The sequence below is a fragment of the Brevundimonas sp. UBA2503 genome (genome assembly GCF_002341485.1).
Classification (GTDB): Bacteria; Pseudomonadota; Alphaproteobacteria; order Caulobacterales; family Caulobacteraceae; genus Brevundimonas; species Brevundimonas halotolerans.
The window spans coordinates 203,108-223,878 of sequence record NZ_DDOD01000011.1; the positions used below are offsets into that span (position 1 = coordinate 203,108).

The window sequence follows — 20,771 nt, forward strand, 5'->3', positions numbered from 1 at the left end:
GCCCTTCCGGCCGACAGGCTGAGCACCGCGAGACCTGCGAGCAAGAGTGTGCGGTGCTTCAGCAAACGGAACCCGGACGATAGAGGCGGCAGACGATCATCCCCGGCGGTATGACCGGGAATCGTCCCTTATCAATAGAAAAGCGTGTCGCTATCAGGGCGAACCGATTCTTCCGACGTCCGATTATCCGTCGGAAGGGTGGGCGGCGGCTGGATCGGCACTTCGGTTTCCGGCGGCGGCTCGACCGGTTCGGTCTCCGGAATCGCCGGCTCGGTCACTTCCGGGCCGATCGGCTCGACGCCCTCGTCATCGGGAAGTGGATCGCCACAGGCCGACAGGGTCAGCAGGGCTGCGGCGAGCCCTGCCAGTCCGGCCAGTTTCATCTCATGTCTCATGGTGTGCCCCCTTCAATGGAAACCCGTGGGTCTACGAGGGAAAATGCCTGGATCGGCAGGCCGTTCCCGATGGCCCTTCATGCCTGATCAAGAGGCGCGGGGGAATGGGTCAGGTCAGCGGCCAAAGGTCAGCTTGGGGGTGTCACTCCGAGCCATCGTTCAAGTGCATCCGAGAGGTCCAGAGGCGGCGGCGTTTCCGTTTCGCCACTGGGCCTGACGCCATCGAACATCGGGGCAGGGGCGGGGGCGCCCGCTATGTCAAACGTCCCACGAGCCTGGTTGTGGGCGTTCGTGACGGCCTCGCTGAGGGTCAGGACCGGGGTAACACAGGCCTCGGTGCCCGCGAACAGGCTTGCCCAGTCGTCGCGGTCGCGCGCCGTGAAGATGGCCCCGAGCCGGTCCGTGATTTCCGGCCATCGGCTACGGTCGTACTGCGGGGCGTCTTCGGACGTCAGGCCCAGCCCGGCCAGCAGGGCCGCGTAGAAGCGAGGCTCCAGTGCCCCCACCGCCACCTCACCCCCATCACGGCAGCGATAGCAGCGATAGAAAGGCGCCCGGCCATCCAGCAGATTGGCATTGCGCTGGTCTGCCCAGAGGCCCCGGGCCTTCAGCGCATGGAAAAGGGCGGTCATCAGCGCGACCCCGTCGGTCATGGCGATATCCACCACCGCCCCCTTGCCGGTGGCGCGGGCCTGCAGGATGCCGGACAGCAGGCCGATGGCCCCCATCAGGGCCCCGCCGGCATAGTCCCCGACCAGATTGAGTGGTGGCCGGGCGGGGCGGTCCTCCTCGCCGAAGGTGCTGAGCGCGCCGCTGAGGGCCAGATAGTTGATGTCGTGGCCGACCGATGAGGCCATCGGTCCGGTCTGGCCCCAGCCGGTTACCCGGGCATAGACCAGCGCCGGGTTGCGGGCCATGCAGACGTCGGGCCCAAGACCCAGCCGCTCCATGACCCCGGGGCGGAAGCCTTCGATCAGGCCGTCGCTGTGGGCCAGCAGGTCCAGCACCCGGGCCCGGTCGCCCTCGTCCTTCAGGTCCACGGGCACGGCGGGTCGCCCCCGGTGCAGGATGGCTCCGCCCACTTCGGTGAAGACAGCCGCGCCCACACTGTCCGCACGGGTCAGGCGCACCACGTCAGCGCCGAGGTCGGCCAGCACCATGCCGAGGAAGGTGACGGGGCCCAGTCCGTCGAATTCAACAAGGCGCAGGCCGGACAGCGGTTTCATGGGCACTGCCTAGCCTCCGCTCCGTCGCGCGTCGAGCCAGCCCTTGACCCCGGCGACGGTTTGCAACAGAAGGCCCGTCGCCGGGTCGTGAACGCGACCGGTGTGGTATGCGCCCTTAGCTCAGTTGGTTAGAGCATCTGACTTTTAATCAGAGGGTCCTCGGTTCGAGCCCGAGAGGGCGTACCATCCGCTTCCGGATCAGGCCTGGTTCACCGCCGTGTGCAGCCGGGCATACAACTCGGCGGCGGTGATGCCGACGATCTGCGGATCGGCAGACTGGCCGTCCTCGATCAGGTCCAGCAACAGCTTCAGCGTGGCCGCGCGGTCCAGCGCCTGCCCCCCGGCGAGGTGCTCGATCCGGGTCTTCAGGTCGACGGGTTCGTCCGGAAGCGGGGCGACCTCGCGCGGCGTCAGGTCCGGGAAGGCCATGACCTCGGCCGCTTGCGGCGGAGGCGGGGCGTCGAAGCGCAGGGGCTCGGCGTGGGTGGGTGTGTCACTCTCGCGCAATTTTGCACACCGGCGGCAGCGTTCGGCGCCGTGGCGCTCCGACCAGTAAAAGTCGTGGCGGCACAAGAAACTATTCAACGGCGCCAGCATCCCCATCCCCTTGATTCGTCAATGCGTTAAGAGTCAAAATTAGGATTTTGTCAACAATTTTATCCACGGAGGCTCAGGACTGGTGCAGCGGCCCCGGTCTGTGGTTAGGGTTCGGCATGTTCCTGCGTCCTCTTCTCAGCCTCGTTCTGGTCCTGTCGCTGGCGGGCTGTAGCGGCGTGCAGACCTTAGCCGACGGATTTGGCGGAGCCGTGACGGCGCCGCTGGACGATGTGGGGCTGCGGCGCGAGCGCATCCCCACGGTGCTGCTGCAGGCCCAGGCCAACCCCTATGACATGCGTAACCTCGACCGCTGCTCGACCATCGGAGCCGAGGTGGCGCGGCTGGACGAGGCGCTGGGGCCCGACCTGGACGAGCCGCCGGCACCGGACGGCCGCACCCTGGGCGACCGGGCGGTCGATGCCGCGGCCGAGGCGGCGCTGGACGCAATCCGCGACACGGCCACGGACTTCATCCCGGCCCGCAGTTGGATCCGCACCCTGTCCGGCGCGGACCAGCACAGCCGCGAGGTGCAGGCCGCGATCGAGGCCGGGCGGCTGCGGCGCGCCTTCCTGAAGGGGCAGGGCATGCGCTTCAACTGCGCCCCGCCGGCCGCCCCCCGCTGGTTCCAGCCGACCCGGCGCTAGACCTTGCCGTTCGAGACGTGGCGGGCGTGGAAGTCGCGGCGGAAGGCCTCGAACCGGCCCGCCGCGATGGCCTCGCGCATGGCGGCGGTCAGGGCCTGGTAGAAGGCCAGGTTGTGCCAGGTCAGCAGCACCTTGCCCAAGATCTCATCGGCCCGGATCAGATGATGCAGATAAGCCTTTGAATAGGTGGATGAGGCCGGGCAATTCAGCGTCGCATCCAGCGGGTCCTGATCCTCGGCGAAGCGGGCGTTCTTGAGGTTCAGCGGTCCGTCCCAGGTCCAGGCCTGACCGTGACGCCCGGCGCGGGTCGGCAGGACGCAGTCGAACATATCGACCCCGCGCGCCACCGCCTCGACCAGATCGACGGGCTTGCCCACCCCCATCAGATAACGCGGCCGGTCGGCGGGCAGCATCTCGGGCGCATAGTCCAGCACCTCGCACATGGCGGCATGGCCCTCACCGACCGCGAGGCCGCCGATGGCATAGCCGTCAAAGCCGATCTCGAGCAGCTGCTCGGACGACTGGCGGCGCAGATCCTCAAAGGTCGAGCCCTGCTGAATGCCGAACAGGGCCTGGGTTTCGCGCGTGCCAAAGGCGGCCTTCGAGCGCGCGCCCCAGCGGATCGACAGCTCCATGGCCGCCTGGGCGGCGGGCCGCTCGGCCGGCCAGCTGACGCACTGGTCCAGCTGCATCGAGATATCGGCCCCCAGCCGGTCGGCCTGGATCTCGATCGAGCGCTCGGGGGTAAGCACATGCTTGGACCCGTCGATATGGCTGGAGAAGGTCACGGCCTCCTCGGTCAGCTTGGAAATGCCCGACAGGGACATGACCTGGAATCCGCCGGAGTCGGTCAGGATCGGCCGGTCCCAGCGCATGAATTTGTGCAAGCCCCCCAGCCGCTCCATCCGCTCGGGGCCGGGGCGCAGCATCAGGTGATAGGTATTGCCCAGCAGGATGTCGGCGCCCGTCTGGGCCACCTGATCGACCGTCAACGCCTTGACCGTCGCCGCCGTGCCGACCGGCATGAAGGCCGGGGTGCGGATCTCGCCCCGCGCGGTCTTCAGCACCCCGGTGCGGGCGCGTCCGTCAGTGGCGGCAATGTCGAAGGGAAAGGGCAAGGCGGGTCACGGTCGCTGGCAAAAGGGGAGGGGCATTTAGGCGGAAACGGCCCGGATGGCCATGGGGGCGAGGGTGTGGGGAAATACCGTCTGAATGGTCTGAATGGTCTGAATGGTCTGAATTCGGGTTCCTCCCCATCGGGGGGGGATAAACACCGTCTGAATCGTCTGAATCGTCTGAATCGTCTGAACCGTCTGAACCGTCTGAACCGTCTGAATGGTCTGAAATGGCGGCGCCTCCGCGGGTGGGGTCATGGCAACCGGACAGTATGGGCGAGACGGCGGGCTGGTCGGGCAGAACGGTTCGGGAAAGGGTGGGGGTGTTGAAAGGGCTGGGGAATATCGGGGCAGCTATCCTATCCGGAGGGCTCGACCCATCCCTCACCCGTCTCCCCGGCGAAGGGAAGAATGAGGTTCATCACAGCGGGCACAACGAGGACACAACGAACACAACGGGGGCAGCGCTGTTGGCCGAGGTTCCGCCAGTCAATTTGTCCCTTCTCCCGATGGGAGAAGGTGGCGCGTGAGCGCCGGATGAGGGGCGGCGGTGTGTGTCGGCGAACGCCGCAGCACGACCTGTGCGACGGCTCACGCCGAAGGATGCGGAGCGCCCCTCACCCCCAACCCCCTCTCCCAACGGAGAGGGGGCTAGAACAGCCGCAAAACCCCCGGCACGGCCGCTGTCACGTCCGCCCAGGTGGTGTCGAAGTCGGCGGCGGTGCCGGTGTAGGGGTCGGCGACGCCCTGACCCTCTCGTCCCGGGACGTGATCCAGCAACAGGGCGAGGCGGGCTGTGCTGCCTGCCGGCGCCAGACGCCGCAGGTCGGCCAGGTTCTGCGGGTCCAGGGCGAGGATGTGGTCAAAGCGGGTAAAGTCGTCCGCCGTCACCTGTCGCGCCCTCAGGTCCGATATATCCACCCCGTTCCGCCGCGCCGCCGCAATCGCGCGCGGATCAGGCGGGCGGCCGATGTGCCAATGCCCGGTGCCCGCCGAGTCGAGCCTCAGCGCGAGCCCCTGCTGCCGCGCCGCCTGCCGCAACGCCCCCTCGGCCAGCGGCGAGCGACAGATATTGCCAAGACAGACGAAGAGGAGGGAGGGCATGGGTTCAATACTCCTGATCCGCTCGTCCCCGCGGACGCGGGGATCCAGTCCTTCGCATCGTCGCGGGCGCGGAAGGCCTGGTCAAACAATGGCGAGGACAGGGCTTTGAATTGCCGAATTACTGGGCCCCGGCCTGCGCCGGGGAAGCGGTGGAAAGGAAGAGGTTCATCACAGCGGACACAACGAAGACACAACGACCACGACGGGGGCGGTGCGGGGCCGGACGTCGCTGTGTCCGCTGTGAAAGCGCTGTGGCCGCTGTGATGAAACCTGCTTCGCAAGGACAGGTCTCTGAAAGCCCCAATCACTGGGTCCCCACTTCCGTGGGGATGAGCGGGTTGTGGCTTCGTCGGACAGGGCTTCACCGTCTCCCGAACAGCTTCTCCAGATCGGCTAGTTTGAGCTCCACGTAGGTGGGCCTGCCGTGGTTGCACTGGCCGCTGTGGGGGGTGGCTTCCATCTGGCGGAGGAGGGCGTTCATCTCGGGCGCCGACAGCACCCGGCCGGCGCGGACGCTGCCGTGGCAGGCCATGGTGCCGCAGACCTCGCCGAGGCGTTCCTTGAGGGCGAGGGCGGCGCCGTGTTCGGCGAGGTCGTCGGCGATGTCGCGGATCAGGCCGGCGGCGTCGACCTGGCCCAGCAGGGCGGGGACTTCGCGGACCAGCACGGCGCCGGTGCCGAAGGGTTCGACCACCAGTCCCAGCTCGGCCAGTTCGCCGGCGCGGTCGGCGACGCGCTCGGCCTCGGCGGGGTCCAGCTCGACCACCTCGGGCACCAGGAGGACTTGCCGCGTGACGCCGCCGCCCTCCATCTGGGCTTTCATCCGCTCATAGACGAGGCGCTCATGCGCGGCGTGCTGGTCGACGAGGACCAGGCCGTCGCGGGTCTGGGCCACGATATAGGTGCCGTGCAGCTGGCCCCGGGCGACGCCGAGGGGGAGGTCGATGTCCGCAGGCTCAGGAGCCTGCGCGGCAGTAGGCAGTAGGGCGTAGGCAGTAGGGGCTTCGGGTTCCACGCGGCCGGAGCGGTCGTTGAGGCCGGGGATGGTCTGGGCGGCGGACGATGCGGAGGACCAGCCTGTCCATCCGCTCCAGCCGGTGGCGGAGGGCTGGCCGGTGGGGGCCGGTTGCGGGCCGATGCCGGTGTGGGGGGTGAAGCCGGTGAGGGCCTGATCGGCGACGGTGGTCGAGGCGCGGTGGCCGGCGGCGGCCAGCGAATGGCGCAGGCCCCCCACGATCAGGCCGCGCACCAGGGCGGCGTCGCGGAAGCGCACCTCGGACTTGGCCGGGTGGACATTGACGTCGACCTTGAGCGGATCGACGTCGAGGAACAGGACGGCGGCGGGGTGGCGGTCGCGGGCGAGGAAGTCGGCATAGGCGCCGCGCAGGGCGCCCTGCAGCAGGCGGTCCTTCACCGGGCGACCGTTGACGAACAGATACTGATGCTGGGCATTGCCGCGCGAATAGGTGGGCAGGCCCGCATAGCCGGACAGACGCAGGTCGTCGCGGGTCTGGTCGACCAGCAGGGCATTGGCCTCGAAGTCGCGGCCGAGGATGGCGGACAGGCGGCGGAGGCGCCCCTCATCCCCCGGATGTTCGGCGGGCAGGCGCAGGACGGAGCGGCCCTCGACGTCCAGCGCGAAGCTGACGGCCTCATGCGCCATGGCCTGACGGCGCAGCTCCTCGGCGATGGCCATGGCCTCGGCGCGCTCGGACTTCATGAACTTGAGCCGGGCGGGGGTGGCATAGAACAGGTCGCGCACCTCGACCCGGGTGCCGTGCGGGCCGGGGAAGGCGGCGGGGCCGGGCGGGGTGACGCGGCCGCCCTCGACCCTGAGGGCATGGGCGTCGCCGCCCGATTGGGGGCGGCTGGTCAGCGTCAGCCGGGCGACCGAGCCGATCGAGGGCAGGGCCTCGCCGCGAAAGCCGAGGGTCGAGATGCGCAACAGGTCGACATCGCCGGCGTCGTCGGGCTCGAGCTTGGAGGTCGCATGGCGCTCGATCGCCAGTTCCAGCTGGTCCGGGGCCATGCCGTGGCCGTCGTCGGCGACCAGGATGCGGGTCAGGCCGCCGCCCTCGATCTGCACCTCGATGCGGGTGGCACCGGCGTCGAGGGCGTTTTCGACCAGCTCCTTGACGGCACTGGCCGGGCGCTCGACCACCTCGCCGGCGGCGATGCGGTTGACGGTCTCGGGGGGAAGGCGGCGGATGGGCATGGATTCGGGAGGGTAGCCTATCGGGAGGCAACAGGCAGTAGGCAGTAGGCAGTAGGCAGTAGGCAGTAGGGGGAGAAGGAAACGCGGTGGGGTTTGCCCGACTCCGCGTGGGGGGTTAGAGCATCGCTTCCTCCGCCGAAGACGAAGACTGACCATGCACGACATCCGCGCCATCCGTGACACGCCCGAAGCCTTTGTGGCGGGCTGGACCTCGCGCGGGGTGGAGGATGCGCAGGTGACGGTGGACCGTATTCTGGAGCTGGACCGCGAGCTGCGGGCCGCCCAGACGGCGGGGCAGGACGCCCTGTCGAAGCGCAATGCGGCGTCCAAGGCCATCGGCGCCGCCATGGGCCGGAAGGACATGGCCGAGGCCGAGCGGCTGAAGGCCGAGGTCGAGGGGCTGAAGGGCGAGATCGCGGCGAATGAGGCGGTGGAGGCGGACAAGGGCCGCGAACTGCGCGACATCCTCGCGGGCCTGAAGAACCTGGCCGCCGCCGATGTGCCGGACGGCGAGGATGAGGCCGGCAATGTCGAGACCGGCCGCTGGGGCGAACCGCGCCGAACGGGTCCCGCCAAGGACCACGCCGATCTGGGCGAGGCCATAGGCCTGCTGGACTTTGAGGCCGCCGCGAAGATGTCGGGCGCGCGCTTTGCCGTACTGAAGGGCGGGCTGGCCCGGCTGGAACGGGCGCTCGGCCAGTTCATGCTGGACATGCAGACAGGCCAGCACGGCTATCTGGAGGTAAATCCGCCCTATCTGGTCCGCGACGAGGCCATGTTCGGCACGGGGCAGTTGCCGAAGTTCAAAGACGATTTGTTTGCCGCAGAGTCGATCGCTGAGGATGAGCTGGCTCTCTACCTTCGAGTTTATGAAGAGCGAGAAATCCGGGTTCTAGTCAGTCAAATCGAAGACCTAGGTTTGCGCCAGCTGGTCAGTGCAAGCCCTGATGAGTCTGCCGAAGATTTCCTGAACAGGCGGCTTACCGAGATCGCATCGAACACGACCGAGCGGCGGACCGACGCTCTCGATCAAGGTGCTTACGTTGATCGACGGTTCCTCATCCCCACCGCCGAGGTGTCGCTGACCAACCTCGTGCGGGAGACGATCCTGTCCGAGGACGAACTGGCCACGCCGATGCGGCTGACGGCGTTGACGCCGTGTTTCCGGGCCGAGGCGGGGTCGGCGGGGCGCGATACGCGCGGGCTGATCCGCCAGCATCAGTTCTCCAAGGTCGAGCTGGTCTCGATCACGCGGCCCGAGGATTCCGGGGCCGAGCATGAGCGCATGACCGGCTGTGCCGAGGCGGTGCTCAAGGCGCTGGAGCTGCCGTATCGGCGGATGCTGCTGTGCAAGGGCGACATGGGCTTTTCGGCGCGGAAGACCTTTGACCTCGAGGTCTGGCTGCCCAGCCAGGACACCTATCGCGAGATTTCCAGCTGCTCGAACTGCGGGGATTTCCAGGCGCGGCGCATGGACGCCCGGTTCAAGCGCGCCGGCGAGAAGAAGACCGAGTTCGTGCACACGCTGAATGGCTCGGGCCTTGCGGTCGGGCGGACGCTGGTGGCGGTGATGGAAAACTATCAGGACGAGGGCGGCCGGATCGCCGTGCCCGAGGTTCTGAAGCGCTACATGCCGGAAGGGGTGACGCACGTCGGATGAGAATCCTGCTGACCAATGACGACGGGATCGAGGCCGAGGGGCTGGCGTGTCTGGAGCGGATCGCGCGGGCGCTGTCGGACGATGTCTGGATCTGCGCCCCCCAGACCGAGCAATCGGGCAAGGGGCGCGGCATCACCCTGACCGAGCCGCTGCGGGTCAACCGGATCGGCGACAAGCGGTTCGCCGTGACCGGCACGCCGACCGACTGTGTGGTGCTGGCGGTCAATGACCTGATGCCGGAGCGGCCGGATCTGGTGCTGTCGGGGGTCAATCGCGGGCACAATGTCGGCGAGGACTGCTCCTATTCCGGGACGGTGGCGGGGGCGCTGCAGGGGATGGCGTTCGGCATCCGCTCGATCGCCCTGTCGCAGAGCCTGGAGCGGTTCCACGACGAGGTGACGGCGCACTGGGAAACGGCCGAGGCCTTTGCCCCCGCGATCATCTCGCGCCTGCTGGCCCAGAAATGGCAGGCCGGGGTGGTGATGAACCTGAACTTTCCGGCGCGCGCGCCCGAGGCCGTCACCGAGGTCGAGGTCACGCGTCAGGGCTTCCGCGACATCGGCGAGATGCATGCGGTCAAACGCACCGACCTGCGCGGCCGGGACTATTACTGGATGAGTTTCCGCGGGACGAAGCACGACCATCCGGCGGGCACCGACCTCCGGGCCATGGACGAGGGCAAGATCTCGGTCACGCCGCTGCACATCGACCTCACCCATGCGCCCAGCATCCACGACCTGAAGGGCGTGCTGGGCGGCGCGCCGCCGAAGACGGTGGCTGCGGGATGAAACTGAACGACGACCGGGCAGGGCGGCTGATCCTGGGGCTGCGGCAGCAGGGGGTGACGGATCCTCGGGTGCTGGGCGCCATGGAATCGATCGACCGCGCCGTCTTCGTCCACGAGAAATTCCTCGATCAGGCGTGGGAGGATCAGGCCCTGCCGATCGACTGCGCCCAGACGATTTCGCAGCCCTATATCGTCGGCCTGATGACCCAGGCGCTGGATGTGCAGCCGCGCCACCGGGTGCTCGAGATCGGCACGGGCAGTGGCTATCAGTGTGCGGTGCTGAGCCGGCTGGCGCGCTATGTCTATTCGGTCGAACGCTATCGCAGCCTGCTGAGTGAGGCCGAGACGAAGTTGAAGGTCCTGCAGATCGACAATGTCATCACCCGGCACGGCGACGGCGGTCTGGGCTGGCCCGAGCAGGCGCCCTTCGACCGGATCATGGTGACGGCGGCCGCCCCGCATGAACCGACCGAACTCCTGAAACAGCTGAAGCCCGGCGGCATACTGGTGTGCCCGGTGGGGCGAACCTCGGTGCAGATGCTGAACCGCTATGTCGGCCAGCCCGACGGATCGTTCCACCGCGAGAGCCTGAGCGAGGTGCGGTTCGTGCCGCTGGTCGAGGGCACGGCGAAAGAGGGCTGAGGTCGGAATTCCGGTTCGTATTTTTGGGTCCGTTAACCTTCGCGCCCAACTTTGGTGCGGATTGGCGGGTTGGCTTATGGCCGTCGGCGGGGCACACCGGGGGAAAGCGCGACCCGGGATCAAGAGGAGAGATGCGGATGGTGAACATGCGACGGGGGATGACCCTTCTGGCCGTGGCCATAGGCATGCTGACCATGGCCGCCTGCGCCAGCTATCCGACCGAGCCGCGCTATTCGACGCGCCCGGTGCCGGTCAATCCGACCGGTGTACGGGTGGTCACAGCGACAGAGATCCCGCCGCCCCCGCGCCAAAGCGCCCCGCCGCCGGGGGTCGAATTCGGCACGGCCGCGCCGGTGGGTGAAGTCGAGGGTGGGGCGCTGGAGGCGTCCGGCATCAATGCCGCGCCCGAGGCCGCGCCGATAGAGGCCCTGCCCGTCAGCCGCGTCGCGGGGGCCCGCTATACCGTCCAGCCTGGCGATACCCTGTCGGGGATTGGACGCCGGTTCCTGACGCCGATCCAGGTGCTGATCGAGATGAACGACTTGGGACCGCGCGCGGCGCTGAGCGTCGGCGGTGAGGTGATTCTGCCCGACTCGGCTGTGGATTCGGGGCAGGATCCCTATGCCACCGGGCCGTCGCCGACCGGGGTCCGGGTGCCGTCCGGGGCCCTGCCGCCGCCGCCGCCGCCGCCCTCGGGCAATGCCCCCATGCCGCCGGTCGCCAATGGTTCAACCGCGCGGAGCGGTCCGCTGGACTGGCCGGTGCGGGGCGAGATCCTGCGCCGCTTTGGTCCTGTGGGCATGGGCGAGCGCAACAACGGCATCAACATCGGCGCACCGCTGGGCAGTCCTGTCCGGGCCTCGGCCGCCGGACGGGTCGGCTATGTGGGCGATACCCTGCCGGGGCAGGGGCTGACGGTTCTGGTCCTGCACCGCGATGGCTGGCGCACCGTCTATGGCCATCTGGGCAGCGCCACCGTGCGGGAAGGCGACGACATTGCCGCCGGCGCACAGCTGGGCACCGTGGGCGACACAGCCGGTGACGGACAACCCTCGATCCACTTTGAAGTCTGGCGGATGCAAGGGGATCAACCCACGGCGCTCGACCCCCTGTTGCAGCTTCCGCGATAAGAGTGCGTCAGGGGCGCCGGTGTCCGTTGCAATCGGGGCCTTCGAGCCCTAGGTTCCGCGCCACATTCGAGACATGTGGCCGGACAACGCTCCGTGCCGGGAGAAACCATGACAGCCCAAGACCCGATCCTGTTGATGGCCGCCACCGCTGATGGCGGCATGATGGCCCTGCTGATGAACTTCCTGCCGTTCATCGCCATCTTCGTCCTGTTCTATTTCCTGCTGATCCGTCCGCAGCAAAAACGGGTCAAGGCGCACCAGGAGCTGGTGGCCTCGGTCAAGCGCGGGGACACCATCGTCCTGTCCAGCGGCGTGATCGGCAAGGTCACCCGCGTCGAGGCGGATGAGGTCATGGCCGATATCGCCCAGGGCGTGAACGTCCGCGTGGTCAAGACCATGATCACCGAGGTCCGTGATCGCACGGCGCCTGCCGCCATCGAACGCAAGGCCAAAAGCAGCAAGGCCTGATAGGGCCAGCCTGCGGGGAAGCGAACCATGATCCATCTGTCGCGCTGGAAGGTCATCCTTCTGGGCCTGTCTCTGGCGTTCGGAATTCTGTTCGCCTACCCCAGCCTGCTGTCCCCGGCCCAGCGCGAGGCGCTGCCTGGCTTCCTGCCCAAGAATACGCTGAACCTCGGCCTCGACCTGCAGGGCGGCTCGTACCTGCTGCTCGAGGTCGATGTGACCGAGATGCAGTCCAAACGCGTCGCCAACACGGTCGAGGATGTTCGCCAGAGCCTGAGTGAAGCGCAGATCACGCCGGTCTCGATCCAGCCGGAGGCGACCGGCGTCGTGGTGACCTTCTCTACGGATGCCCAGGTCGATGCCGCCTTCACGGCGATCCGGGACACGGTGACCCGCGGGGGCGTGGGCGGCGTCGCGGATCGTCAGGTGACGCGTCTGTCGAACAATCGTCTGCGCGTGGCCTTTACCGACGCGGCCCTGAACAGCATGGGCCCGGATGCCGTCACCCAGTCGATTGAGGTGGTGCGCCGCCGGATCGACAATCTGGGCACGCGCGAACCGTCGATCACCCGTCAGGGCGCCGACCGCATCGTCATCCAGGCCCCGGGTGAAAGCGACCCGGCCGAGCTGGAACGGGTCATCGGCCAGACCGCCCAGTTGACCTTCCAGATGGTCGATGTCGACAACAGCATCGAAGACGCCCTTCAGGGCCGTGTGCCGCCCGACGCGGTGCTTATGGCCGATGAGCTGGGCAACCCCATCCTGGTCAAGCGGCGGGTGCTTGTGTCGGGTGAGAACCTGACCCGGGCCTTTGTCACCCAGGACCAGAACGGCCAGACGGCCATCGGCTTCAACTTTGACAGCCAGGGCGCGCGTCGCTTTGGCGAGGTCACCGCCGCCAATATCGGTCGCCCCTTCGCCATTATTCTGGACGGCAAGGTGATCTCGGCCCCGGTGATCCGCAGCGCCATCCTGGGCGGTTCGGGCGTCATCGAGGGCAATTATTCGATCGCCTCGGCCTCCGAGATGGTCAGCCTGCTGAACGGCGGGGCGCTGCCGGCGCCGCTGAACGTCGAGGAACGCCGGACCGTTACCGCCGAGCTGGGGAAGGACGCCGTGGATCGCGGCATGCAGGCGACGGCGCTGGGCTTTGTCGTCATCGTGGTCTTCATGTTCCTGGCCTATGGCTTCCTGTTCGGGGGCATTTCGGTGATCGGCCTGGTGCTGAACGGCATTCTGATCGTCGCCGCCATGTCCATGACCCAGGCGACCCTGACCCTGCCCGGTATCGCGGGTCTGATCCTGACCTTTGCCGTGGCCGTCGACGCCAATGTGCTGATCTATGAGCGGATGCGTGACGAGGCCCGACAGGGACGCAGCGTCATCGCCTCGCTGGATGCCGGCTTCAACAAGGCCATGGGCACCATCATCGACGCCAACCTGACGACCTTGGTGGCGGCGCTGATCATGTTCTTCTTCGGGGCCGGGCCCGTGCGCGGCTTTGCCTGGACGCTGTCGATCGGCGTCTTCACCTCCATGCTGTCGGCCGTGCTGGTCGCGCAGGTGGGACTGGCCTGGTGGCTGAAGGTCGCCAAGCCCAAGAAACTGCCGGTCGCGGAGTAAGCCGATGCGTGGATGGCCCCTTATCAAGCTGCTGCCGACCAAGACGAACTTCAAGTTCGTCAAGTTTTCCCGCATGTTCGGGGTGCTGTCGGCGACCCTGTGTATCGCCTCGATCATCGGCTGTTTCACGCCGGGCCTGAACATGGGCATCGACTTCAGCGGCGGCGCGTCGATGGAAATCGCCAAGCCCGCAGGCCAGACGATCGACCAGCAGGAAATCAGCGCCGCGGTCAGCGCGCTCGGCCTCGAGGACGTGGGCGTGCAGGGCATCGCCCGACTGGACACCAATGCCATTGACGGTTCGACGGTCCTGCTGCGCTTCCAGCTGCCGGAGGGGGCGGACCAGACCGAGATCGTCCGTCAGGTCGAGGCGACCATCACGCAGACGGTCGGCGAGGTCACCTATTCCGGCGTGTCGGTGGTCGGCTCCAAGGTCTCGGGCGAGCTGTTCCGCTCTGGCCTGATGGCGCTGGGCATGGCGACTGTGCTGATGTTCCTTTACATCTGGTTCCGGTTCGAGCCCCAGTTCGGCTTTGGTGCCATCGCGGGCCTGGTCCACGATGTGATCCTGACCTTCGGCCTGATCGTCATCATGCAGCTGGAGTTCAGCCTGAACATGGTAGCCGCGATCCTGACCGTGATCGGCTATTCGATGAACGATACCGTCGTCGTGTTCGACCGCCTTCGCGAGAACCTGCGCAAGTACAAGACCATGCCGCTGGGCGAGGTGATCGATCTGTCGATCAACGAGACGCTGAGCCGCACGGTCGTGACCGGCATCACCGCCGTCATGGTGCTGGCCGTGCTGGCCTTCCTGGGCGGTGAGGTGCTGTTCGGCTTCTCGATCGCCCTGATGTTCGGCATTATCATCGGCACCTATTCGTCGGTCTATGTCGCCGCGCCGATCATCCTGCTTTGGGGCGTCAAGCGCGGCGAGTTCGCCGAGGAAGCCAAGCCGATCAAGCTGGGCGGCGCCAGCCGGCCGTAGGTCGTTCGTTATCAGGCCGGGGAGGGCCTAACCATGGGCAAATTACTGAGCAGCTTTCGCGCGACCGTTATCCTCAGCCTGGTGCTGGCAGGCCTGATGATCTTTGCCTTCGGGCAGGTCGCCGCTGGCGGTTTTGACGGGATCTTCTGGCAGGCGGTGTTCCGCTGGGTGCATGTGGCCGCAGGCATTCTGTGGATCGGCCTGCTGTACTATTTCAACTTCGTCCAGATCCGGGTCATGCCGTCGATCCCGGCCGAGCTGAAGCCGGCGGTCGGCAAGCATATCGCACCCGAGGCCCTGTTCTGGTTCCGCTGGTCGGCGCTGGTGACGGTGCTGGCTGGCCTGGCGGTCATGTTCGCCCGGGGCCATGCCTATGCCGCCGAGGTGCTGAGCTTTGGCATGGCCGGCGGTCTGGTCGAGGGCGATCAGGGCAATATGCTGATGGGGGTCGGCGTCTGGCTGGCCATCATCATGTTCCTGAACGTCTGGGGCATCATCTGGCCGAACCAGAAGCGCGCGCTGGGCATCGTGGCCGTCGATGACGACAAGAAGGCCCGCGCCGCCCGCATCGCCATGCTGGGCAGCCGCACGAACCTGTTGCTCAGCTTCCCGATGCTGACCTCCATGGCCATGTACCAGACGCTGATCGGCTGATCCCTTGAGTGCACCGCCTGTCGATCTGGACGCCCAGGTCCGGGCCACCGATCCGGATCGCTGGCTGTCCAGCCGGTTCGTGGCGGACGAAGGGCGGCGTGCCGACCTGATCACCCTCTATGCGTTCGAGGCCGAGCTCATGGTCATCCCGACTCGGGTGACCCAGCCGCTGCTGGCCGAGATGCGCTATCGCTGGTGGGCCGACCAGATGGAGGGGGTGTTTTCGAACGCACCCCGCATCGGCCATCCGGTGCTGGAGGCCCTGACCGGAATTGTGCACCGGCACGGGCTGGTCCGCGCCTCGCTGGACGCCCTGATCGAGGCGCACATTGGCCGGGTGCATGGCGAGCCGCACGATCTGGACGCCTTCTACGTCGGGCCGATGCAGGCGGCGGTGCGGGTGCTGGCCGGACCGGGGCATGAGGCGGCGGTAACCGGAGCGGGGCGCATGCGGGGTCTGGCCCAGACCGGGCGGATCGACGAGGCGCGGACCTTGCGGAGCGAGGCAAATGCGGCCCTGAAGCCCTTGCCGACCGCCGCCTTTCCCGCCGTGGCCCATGCCGCGCTTCTGGACCCCGCCGCGCCCGAGCCGGTCAAGCGGCTGAGGCTGGTCTGGGCCAGCCTCAGGGGGCGGGTCTAGGTTCGGGGAAAGTCGGCCTGCTCGCGGGGCCAGACCCGGCGGTTCGGCGACTGGTCAAAGGCCCAGCGGATGAAGCGGGCGGTGGTCAGGGCGCCGGTGCGGACCAGCGGGCGGGGCAGGGGCGGACGGTGGCCGTGCATCGCCTGGGCCCAGCCGGGCAGCAGGTCGAACCCGGCCTGCATGATCAGGCCGGCGGCGCTGTCGACGGCGGGCGAGCCGATCCGCTGGCGCATGACCATGTGGGCGACCTCTCGCGTGCGGGCATCGGCGCGCAGCTGCGAGCGATACGACTGGATCAGGGCCTCGGCCTCGGCCCGGGTGCGGGGCAGGGGATCGGCACCCAGCGCCTGACCGATGCGGGCCATCTCGTCGAAATAGGCGTCCTGCTCGGCCCTCGGCATGGCGGGCCGGGCATAGCGGATCCAGGCGTCGAGGAAGCTGATCGTCTCGGTCACATGCACCCAGGCCAGCAGGGCGGGGTCGGACACACGATAGGCCGTGCCGTCGGGCAGGGTCCCGCCCAGCTTCTTGTGGATGCGGTTGACCTTGTCGATGGCCGCCTGTCCGGCCCCGGCGCTGTCATAGGTGGTCACGGCGATGAATTTGGCCGTGCGGCGCAGGCGGCCGTGCATGTCGGCGCGAAAGTCGGAATGGTCCCAGACCCCGGCCAGCACCGCCGGATGCAGCATCTGCAGCAACAGGCCCGACACCCCGCCGATCATCATGGTCACCACATCGCCATTGACCTGCCAGGCGACCGAGTTGGGTGCAAACAGCGCATCCGCCCGCCGCAGCACCGGCCGCTCGCCCTTTTCCGCATCGTTGAAGACGTCGCTGATGCGCTGGCGGATGGCGGCGCGGATAGTCTGGGAAGGGGAGAGCATCACGTTCTCGTGGATCACTGGCGCCGGTCGGTCGAGGTGATAGCATCGCGCCATGATGTCACCGACCCTCCTGCTTGTCGCAGCCTTGCTGGGCCAAGGCGAGCCGTCCTCGCCGCAAGCCCTTTGCCTCTACAAGGGAGAGCTCTATGCGACGACGACCATCGCGCAGGAGTATGCGGATTCCCGCTGGGTGGTGCGAGCGCGCGCGACGGCACAGACCGACAGCTGGACCGATGCCGGACCGGAGTACGACGAAGCCCCGTGGACGACCTACCGGATCGAGGTCATCGAGGTGTTCAAGGGCGACGCGCCCCGGGTGATGACGGTGTTCACCGAGCGCAACAGTGGTGGCTTCTATCTTGAGCCACCCTATGAACGTTTCGATCCGAGCGTCGAGTATTTGCTGTTCCTCAATCCGACCAACGTCCGCACCGATCATCCCCCCGAGGCCCGGGGAACAGCACGGGTGAACTACAACTGTGGTCAGTCAAGGCCCTGGCTTGACGTCCCGCTCACCGAGCTGAGCGCGCTTCTCACTCTGGCGCGTTGACCTGCGTCAGGCCCGCCCCGCCGGCGGTTGAAGCGCGAGGATCTTGCGGTCGAGGCGGCTGATATCGGACTCCAGCCGCGCCTTCTCTGAGGCCATGTCGACCGGGGTGCCGTCGTCGTAGGTGATCTGGGCGCCCTTCGCGATCAGGTCGAGGCGGTGGATCAGGGTGACCCGACGATCGATCAGGCGCTCGAGCTCGCTTTCGGGATCCGCCATCACGCGTCCCGCCAGGCCTTGAGCGAGTCCATGGCGCGGAGGCTCATCAGGCGCTTCTTGGCGCGGCCGCGATCCTTGGGCGGGATCTTCTTGCCGTCATCGTCGACGCGTGGGGCCTCGAGCGGCGGCAGCAGGCCGTAGTTGATATTCATGGGCTGGAACTTTGACCCCTCCAGGTGCCCCCCGGTGATGTGTTCCACCAGGGCGCCGATGGCGGTCTCGGGCGGGGGCGGGGTGAGGTCCCGACCCAGTCGCTCGGCGGCGGCGAGGCGGCCGGTCAGCAGGCCCAGCGCCGCGCTCTCGACATAGCCTTCGACCCCCGTGACCTGGCCGGCGAAACGCAGGCGCGGCAGGGCCTTCAGCCGCAGCTGGCGATCCAGCAGTTTGGGGCTGTTGAGGAAGGTGTTGCGATGCAGGCCGCCGAGGCGCGCGAACTGGGCGCTTTCCAGCCCCGGGATCATGCGGAAGATGTCGGTCTGGGCGCCGTATTTCAGCTTGGTCTGGAAGCCGACCATGTTGAACAGGGTACCGAGCGCATTGTCCTGACGCAGCTGGACGATGGCGTGCGCCTTGACCGTCGGGTCGCGCGGATTGGTCAGGCCGACCGGCTTCATCGGGCCGTGGCGCAGGGTCTCGCGGCCCCGCTCGGCCATCACCTCGATGGGCAGGCAGCCATCGAAATAGGGGACGTTCTCCCACTCCTTGAACTCGGTCTTGGGGCCAGCCAGCAGGGCGTCGATGAAGGCGTCATACTGGGCCTTGTCCATCGGGCAGTTGACGTAGGCGGCAGCGTCGCCGCCCGGGCCTTCCTTGTCGTAGCGCGACTGGCGCCAGGCGATGTCGAAATTGATGCTGTCGGCGTGGATGATCGGCGCGATGGCGTCGAAGAAGCTGAGCGATTCCTCGCCCGTCGTCGTCAGGATCGCGTCGGCCAAGGCGGCCGAGGTCAGCGGGCCGGTGGCGACGATCACATTGTCCCAATCCTCGGGCGGGATGCCCGCGATTTCCTCGCGCACCACCGTGATCAGCGGGTGGGCCATCAACTGGGCTGTGACCGCCTCGGAGAAGCCCTCGCGGTCGACGGCGAGGGCGCCCCCGGCCGGGACCTGATGGGCGTCGCCGCACGACAGGATGATCGAATCGAGCGCCCGCATCTCGGCGTGCAGCAGGCCCACGGCATTGTATTCCCAGTCGTCGGACCGAAAGGAGTTGGAACAGACCAGTTCGGCCAGGCCGTCGGTCTGGTGGGCGTCGGTCTTGATGCCGGGCACGCCGCGCATCTCGTGCAGGATAACGGGCACGCCGGCGCGGGCGATCTGCCAGGCGGCTTCCGAGCCGGCCAGGCCGCCGCCGATCACATGAATGGGGGAGGGGGAAGAGGTCATCGCGGCTTTCTAGACACGCCGGACGACTTCGTCAGCAACCGTCTGGTCGCATGAGGGGGCAAGAGGGTAGGATGCGGGTGACGGGGGAGGCGGAATGTCTGCGAACACGGCATCGAGAGGTCACGTGCGCCGGTTGCGGCCGACACGGGCGCTGGCCAGCGCGCTGCAGGGCCTGCCACGTCTGTGGGCCGGGGGCTGGGCCGGGCTGTTGCTGCTGATGCTGATGATCCCGCTGGGCGGCTGGACGGCGGGGTCTGAGGCCGCGCAGCATCTGTTCACCGTCATGGCCGTGGTCCTGACCCTGGCGGTCTGGACCGGCCTGACTGCCGTGGCGCTGGACCGGGACCCGCCGCCGGGTGGCGTGGCCACAGGACCGGTGCTGCTGCGGGTGGTGCTGGCGGCGGTTCTGAACCTGATCTTTCTGGCCATGATCGCCGTGGTGCTGGCACTGGTCAGCCTGGCCATTGCCGGTATGTCGGGGCTGAACCTTGAGGCCATACAGGCCCGCGACTGGGCCAACGTCGGGCCGGTCTGGCAGCTGGGGGTGCTGGGGCTGGTCGGTCTGATCGTGCTTGTCGTGCCGCTGTTGCTGATCGTGCGGTTGTCGCTGTTCGTGCAGGCGACCGTCGGGCGCGGCCATGCGGTGTCGCTGAACACCATGGGAATTGCCCAGGGCAGTTTCTGGGCGCTGATGCTGCTGTTCCTGACGCTCGCCGTGCCGCCGCTCGCCGTTCTGGGGTGGGCCGCGTCCCACGGGTTGACCGGATTCGCCATGGTGGCGCTTATCGGGCTATGGATGCCGGTGTCGGCGGGGGCGCTGGCGGCGGCCTATGGCCAGCTGGAGTACTGGAGTCCGGACGGTCCGGGCCACCTCGGGGGAGGGTGAGATGAAGACATTCGACATCATGGAGGCCTTGGCCGAGCCGTTCCGGCAGGCCGGGCGCCGGCCGCTGGCGACCATCGTCTGGGGACTGGTGGGTTTGTTGCCCAGCGTGGGCGGTCTCGCACTGCTGTTCCATGTGTTCGGCGGGGACATGTTCATCGATGACCCCGACTTCGAATCGGGCGCCGACATGGCGACCTTCTTCCAGTTCCAGAGCTGGTCGCTGCTGGTCAATCTGCTGGAGTGGTTGGTGTCCATCGTCGTGATCGTGGCAGTCACGCGGGCGACCTTTGCCGGACGACGCAAGGACGGCGCTTTCTTCATGCGGGTGGGTGCGGACGAGTTCCGGGTGCTGATCGCCAGCCTTGTGATCGCCATCGTGGCTGTGCTCGCCCTGATCGTGCTGGCCCTGATCTGTGTGGGGATCGGGGCGCTGATCTGGCAACTGCCGGACCTGCCGCGCGCGCTGGGCCTTGTCGTGCTCGGGATCGCGGCCTTCCTGCTGATCCTGCTGGCCTCGGGGCGGGCCTATCTGATCCTGCCGGCCTGTGTCTGGCACCACAGTCTGGCGTTCGAGCAGGGCTGGAAGCTGGGGCGGCGTCAGTCGTGGAAGCTGGTCGGCCTGCTGATCATGCTGCTCATCGTCACGATCGTCATGACCCTGGTGATCATGGTGGTGGGGCTGATACTGTTGCTGATCATCGGCGCCATCCTGGGGGGCTGGGATATGCCGGCCATGGATGACCCCGAGGGCTGGGTCATGAACATGTTCGAGCAGCCGCTGGTCTGGGGCGTGACGGCGGCTGTGCTGCTGATCCCGCTGGCCTGGGTGCAGGGGTTCTTCCAGCTGCTGGGCAATGCGCCTTTCGCCCATGTGGTGCGCGAACTGTCGGCCGAGGCGGACAGCGCCGCGGAAACCACGGCTGACAATCCGGACGAGTCCGTCTAAGGCTGGGGCCTCATCAATC

22 protein-coding genes and 1 tRNA gene are annotated in these 20,771 nt (G+C 67.5%); 14 read left to right on the forward strand and 9 right to left on the reverse strand.

Translation table 11 applies throughout. From position 1 onward, the window contains the following. Positions 1–131: 131 nt before the first annotated feature. Together B4K74_RS06460 and B4K74_RS06465 are read right to left on the reverse strand one after the other, a co-directional pair. The gene (locus B4K74_RS06460; RefSeq protein ID WP_123286141.1) at positions 132–383 is read right to left on the reverse strand and encodes a hypothetical protein; all 252 of its coding nucleotides are present in this window, start codon (positions 381–383) and stop codon (positions 132–134) included. Positions 384–523: 140 nt separating this feature from the next. Beyond that, positions 524–1,621, reverse strand: coding sequence for a CaiB/BaiF CoA transferase family protein (locus B4K74_RS06465; protein ID WP_286692245.1), 1,098 nt, complete (start codon positions 1,619–1,621; stop codon positions 524–526). A 109-nt stretch (positions 1,622–1,730) separates the two neighbouring features. On the opposite strand from B4K74_RS06465, the gene B4K74_RS06470 reads away from it, so the two are divergent. After that, positions 1,731–1,807: transfer RNA gene (locus tag B4K74_RS06470), tRNA-Lys, on the forward strand. Positions 1,808–1,819: 12 nt separating this feature from the next. On the opposite strand, the gene B4K74_RS06475 is transcribed toward B4K74_RS06470, so the two are convergent. Continuing rightward, entirely contained in the window at positions 1,820–2,128 is a 309-nt protein-coding gene (locus B4K74_RS06475) for a hypothetical protein (RefSeq protein WP_286692246.1), read from the reverse strand. Positions 2,129–2,334: 206 nt separating this feature from the next. Here B4K74_RS06475 and B4K74_RS06480 point away from each other — a divergent pair, with 206 nt between their 5' ends. Continuing rightward, complete coding sequence (locus B4K74_RS06480; protein ID WP_286692247.1) at positions 2,335–2,862, forward strand: hypothetical protein; 528 nt, start codon at positions 2,335–2,337, stop codon at positions 2,860–2,862. Here the strand turns inward: B4K74_RS06480 and tgt are convergent. The 3 genes from tgt to mutL form a co-directional block, all read right to left on the reverse strand. After that, positions 2,859–3,980, reverse strand: coding sequence for a tRNA guanosine(34) transglycosylase Tgt (gene tgt / locus B4K74_RS06485; protein ID WP_286692248.1), 1,122 nt, complete (start codon positions 3,978–3,980; stop codon positions 2,859–2,861). The two genes, B4K74_RS06480 and tgt, sit on opposite strands and share 4 nt — an antisense overlap. A 648-nt stretch (positions 3,981–4,628) precedes the next feature. Next, complete coding sequence (locus B4K74_RS06490) at positions 4,629–5,081, reverse strand: low molecular weight protein-tyrosine-phosphatase (RefSeq protein ID WP_286692249.1); 453 nt, start codon at positions 5,079–5,081, stop codon at positions 4,629–4,631. A 361-nt stretch (positions 5,082–5,442) separates the two neighbouring features. Continuing rightward, the gene (gene mutL, locus B4K74_RS06495; protein ID WP_286692250.1) at positions 5,443–7,296 is read right to left on the reverse strand and encodes a DNA mismatch repair endonuclease MutL; all 1,854 of its coding nucleotides are present in this window, start codon (positions 7,294–7,296) and stop codon (positions 5,443–5,445) included. Positions 7,297–7,450: 154 nt separating this feature from the next. Here mutL and serS point away from each other — a divergent pair, with 154 nt between their 5' ends. The 9 genes from serS (at position 7,451) to B4K74_RS06540 (ending at position 15,885) form a co-directional block, all read left to right on the forward strand. Then, positions 7,451–8,956 (forward strand): serine--tRNA ligase, encoded by a 1,506-nt coding sequence (gene serS / locus B4K74_RS06500; RefSeq protein ID WP_286692251.1) that lies wholly within the window; start codon positions 7,451–7,453, stop codon positions 8,954–8,956. Continuing rightward, complete coding sequence (gene surE / locus B4K74_RS06505; protein ID WP_286692252.1) at positions 8,953–9,744, forward strand: 5'/3'-nucleotidase SurE; 792 nt, start codon at positions 8,953–8,955, stop codon at positions 9,742–9,744. Before serS ends, surE begins: the two co-directional genes overlap by 4 nt. Continuing rightward, on the forward strand, positions 9,741–10,385 hold the full coding sequence (locus tag B4K74_RS06510; RefSeq protein ID WP_286692253.1) for a protein-L-isoaspartate(D-aspartate) O-methyltransferase: 645 nt from the start codon (positions 9,741–9,743) through the stop codon (positions 10,383–10,385). The genes surE and B4K74_RS06510 overlap by 4 nt, the downstream gene beginning before the upstream one ends. A 158-nt stretch (positions 10,386–10,543) precedes the next feature. Then, positions 10,544–11,515 carry a M23 family metallopeptidase gene (locus B4K74_RS06515; protein WP_286692254.1) on the forward strand — a complete coding sequence of 324 codons (972 nt, stop codon included), beginning with the start codon at positions 10,544–10,546 and terminating at the stop codon, positions 11,513–11,515. Positions 11,516–11,623: 108 nt separating this feature from the next. Then, positions 11,624–11,983, forward strand: coding sequence for a preprotein translocase subunit YajC (gene yajC / locus B4K74_RS06520; RefSeq protein WP_241153090.1), 360 nt, complete (start codon positions 11,624–11,626; stop codon positions 11,981–11,983). A gap of 27 nt (positions 11,984–12,010) precedes the next feature. Then, positions 12,011–13,603, forward strand: a complete 1,593-nt coding sequence (gene secD / locus B4K74_RS06525; RefSeq protein WP_123286127.1) for a protein translocase subunit SecD — start codon at positions 12,011–12,013, stop codon at positions 13,601–13,603. A 4-nt stretch (positions 13,604–13,607) separates the two neighbouring features. Next, positions 13,608–14,591, forward strand: a complete 984-nt coding sequence (gene secF, locus B4K74_RS06530) for a protein translocase subunit SecF (protein WP_183211113.1) — start codon at positions 13,608–13,610, stop codon at positions 14,589–14,591. 33 nt (positions 14,592–14,624) lie between these two features. Further along, on the forward strand, positions 14,625–15,245 hold the full coding sequence (locus B4K74_RS06535) for a hypothetical protein (protein WP_286692255.1): 621 nt from the start codon (positions 14,625–14,627) through the stop codon (positions 15,243–15,245). Positions 15,246–15,249: 4 nt separating this feature from the next. After that, a complete protein-coding gene (locus tag B4K74_RS06540; RefSeq protein ID WP_286692256.1) occupies positions 15,250–15,885 on the forward strand; it encodes a squalene/phytoene synthase family protein in 636 nt (211 codons plus the stop codon). Here the strand turns inward: B4K74_RS06540 and B4K74_RS06545 are convergent. Next, entirely contained in the window at positions 15,882–16,769 is an 888-nt protein-coding gene (locus B4K74_RS06545) for an oxygenase MpaB family protein (protein ID WP_286692257.1), read from the reverse strand. The two genes, B4K74_RS06540 and B4K74_RS06545, sit on opposite strands and share 4 nt — an antisense overlap. A gap of 52 nt (positions 16,770–16,821) precedes the next feature. Between B4K74_RS06545 and B4K74_RS06550 the strand changes: the two genes are divergently transcribed. Then, positions 16,822–17,319, forward strand: a complete 498-nt coding sequence (locus B4K74_RS06550; protein ID WP_286692258.1) for a hypothetical protein — start codon at positions 16,822–16,824, stop codon at positions 17,317–17,319. A gap of 6 nt (positions 17,320–17,325) precedes the next feature. Here the strand turns inward: B4K74_RS06550 and B4K74_RS06555 are convergent, their stop codons facing one another. Both B4K74_RS06555 and trmFO read right to left on the reverse strand, forming a co-directional pair. After that, the gene (locus B4K74_RS06555; RefSeq protein ID WP_286692259.1) at positions 17,326–17,535 is read right to left on the reverse strand and encodes a hypothetical protein; all 210 of its coding nucleotides are present in this window, start codon (positions 17,533–17,535) and stop codon (positions 17,326–17,328) included. Beyond that, complete coding sequence (trmFO, locus tag B4K74_RS06560) at positions 17,535–18,920, reverse strand: methylenetetrahydrofolate--tRNA-(uracil(54)-C(5))-methyltransferase (FADH(2)-oxidizing) TrmFO (protein ID WP_286692260.1); 1,386 nt, start codon at positions 18,918–18,920, stop codon at positions 17,535–17,537. Before trmFO ends, B4K74_RS06555 begins: the two co-directional genes overlap by 1 nt. 94 nt (positions 18,921–19,014) lie before the next feature. On the opposite strand from trmFO, the gene B4K74_RS06565 reads away from it, so the two are divergent. Next, the gene (locus tag B4K74_RS06565) at positions 19,015–19,806 is read left to right on the forward strand and encodes a hypothetical protein (protein WP_286692261.1); all 792 of its coding nucleotides are present in this window, start codon (positions 19,015–19,017) and stop codon (positions 19,804–19,806) included. A 1-nt stretch (position 19,807) separates the two neighbouring features. Next, complete coding sequence (locus B4K74_RS06570) at positions 19,808–20,752, forward strand: hypothetical protein (protein ID WP_286692262.1); 945 nt, start codon at positions 19,808–19,810, stop codon at positions 20,750–20,752. Positions 20,753–20,771: the final 19 nt, after the last annotated feature.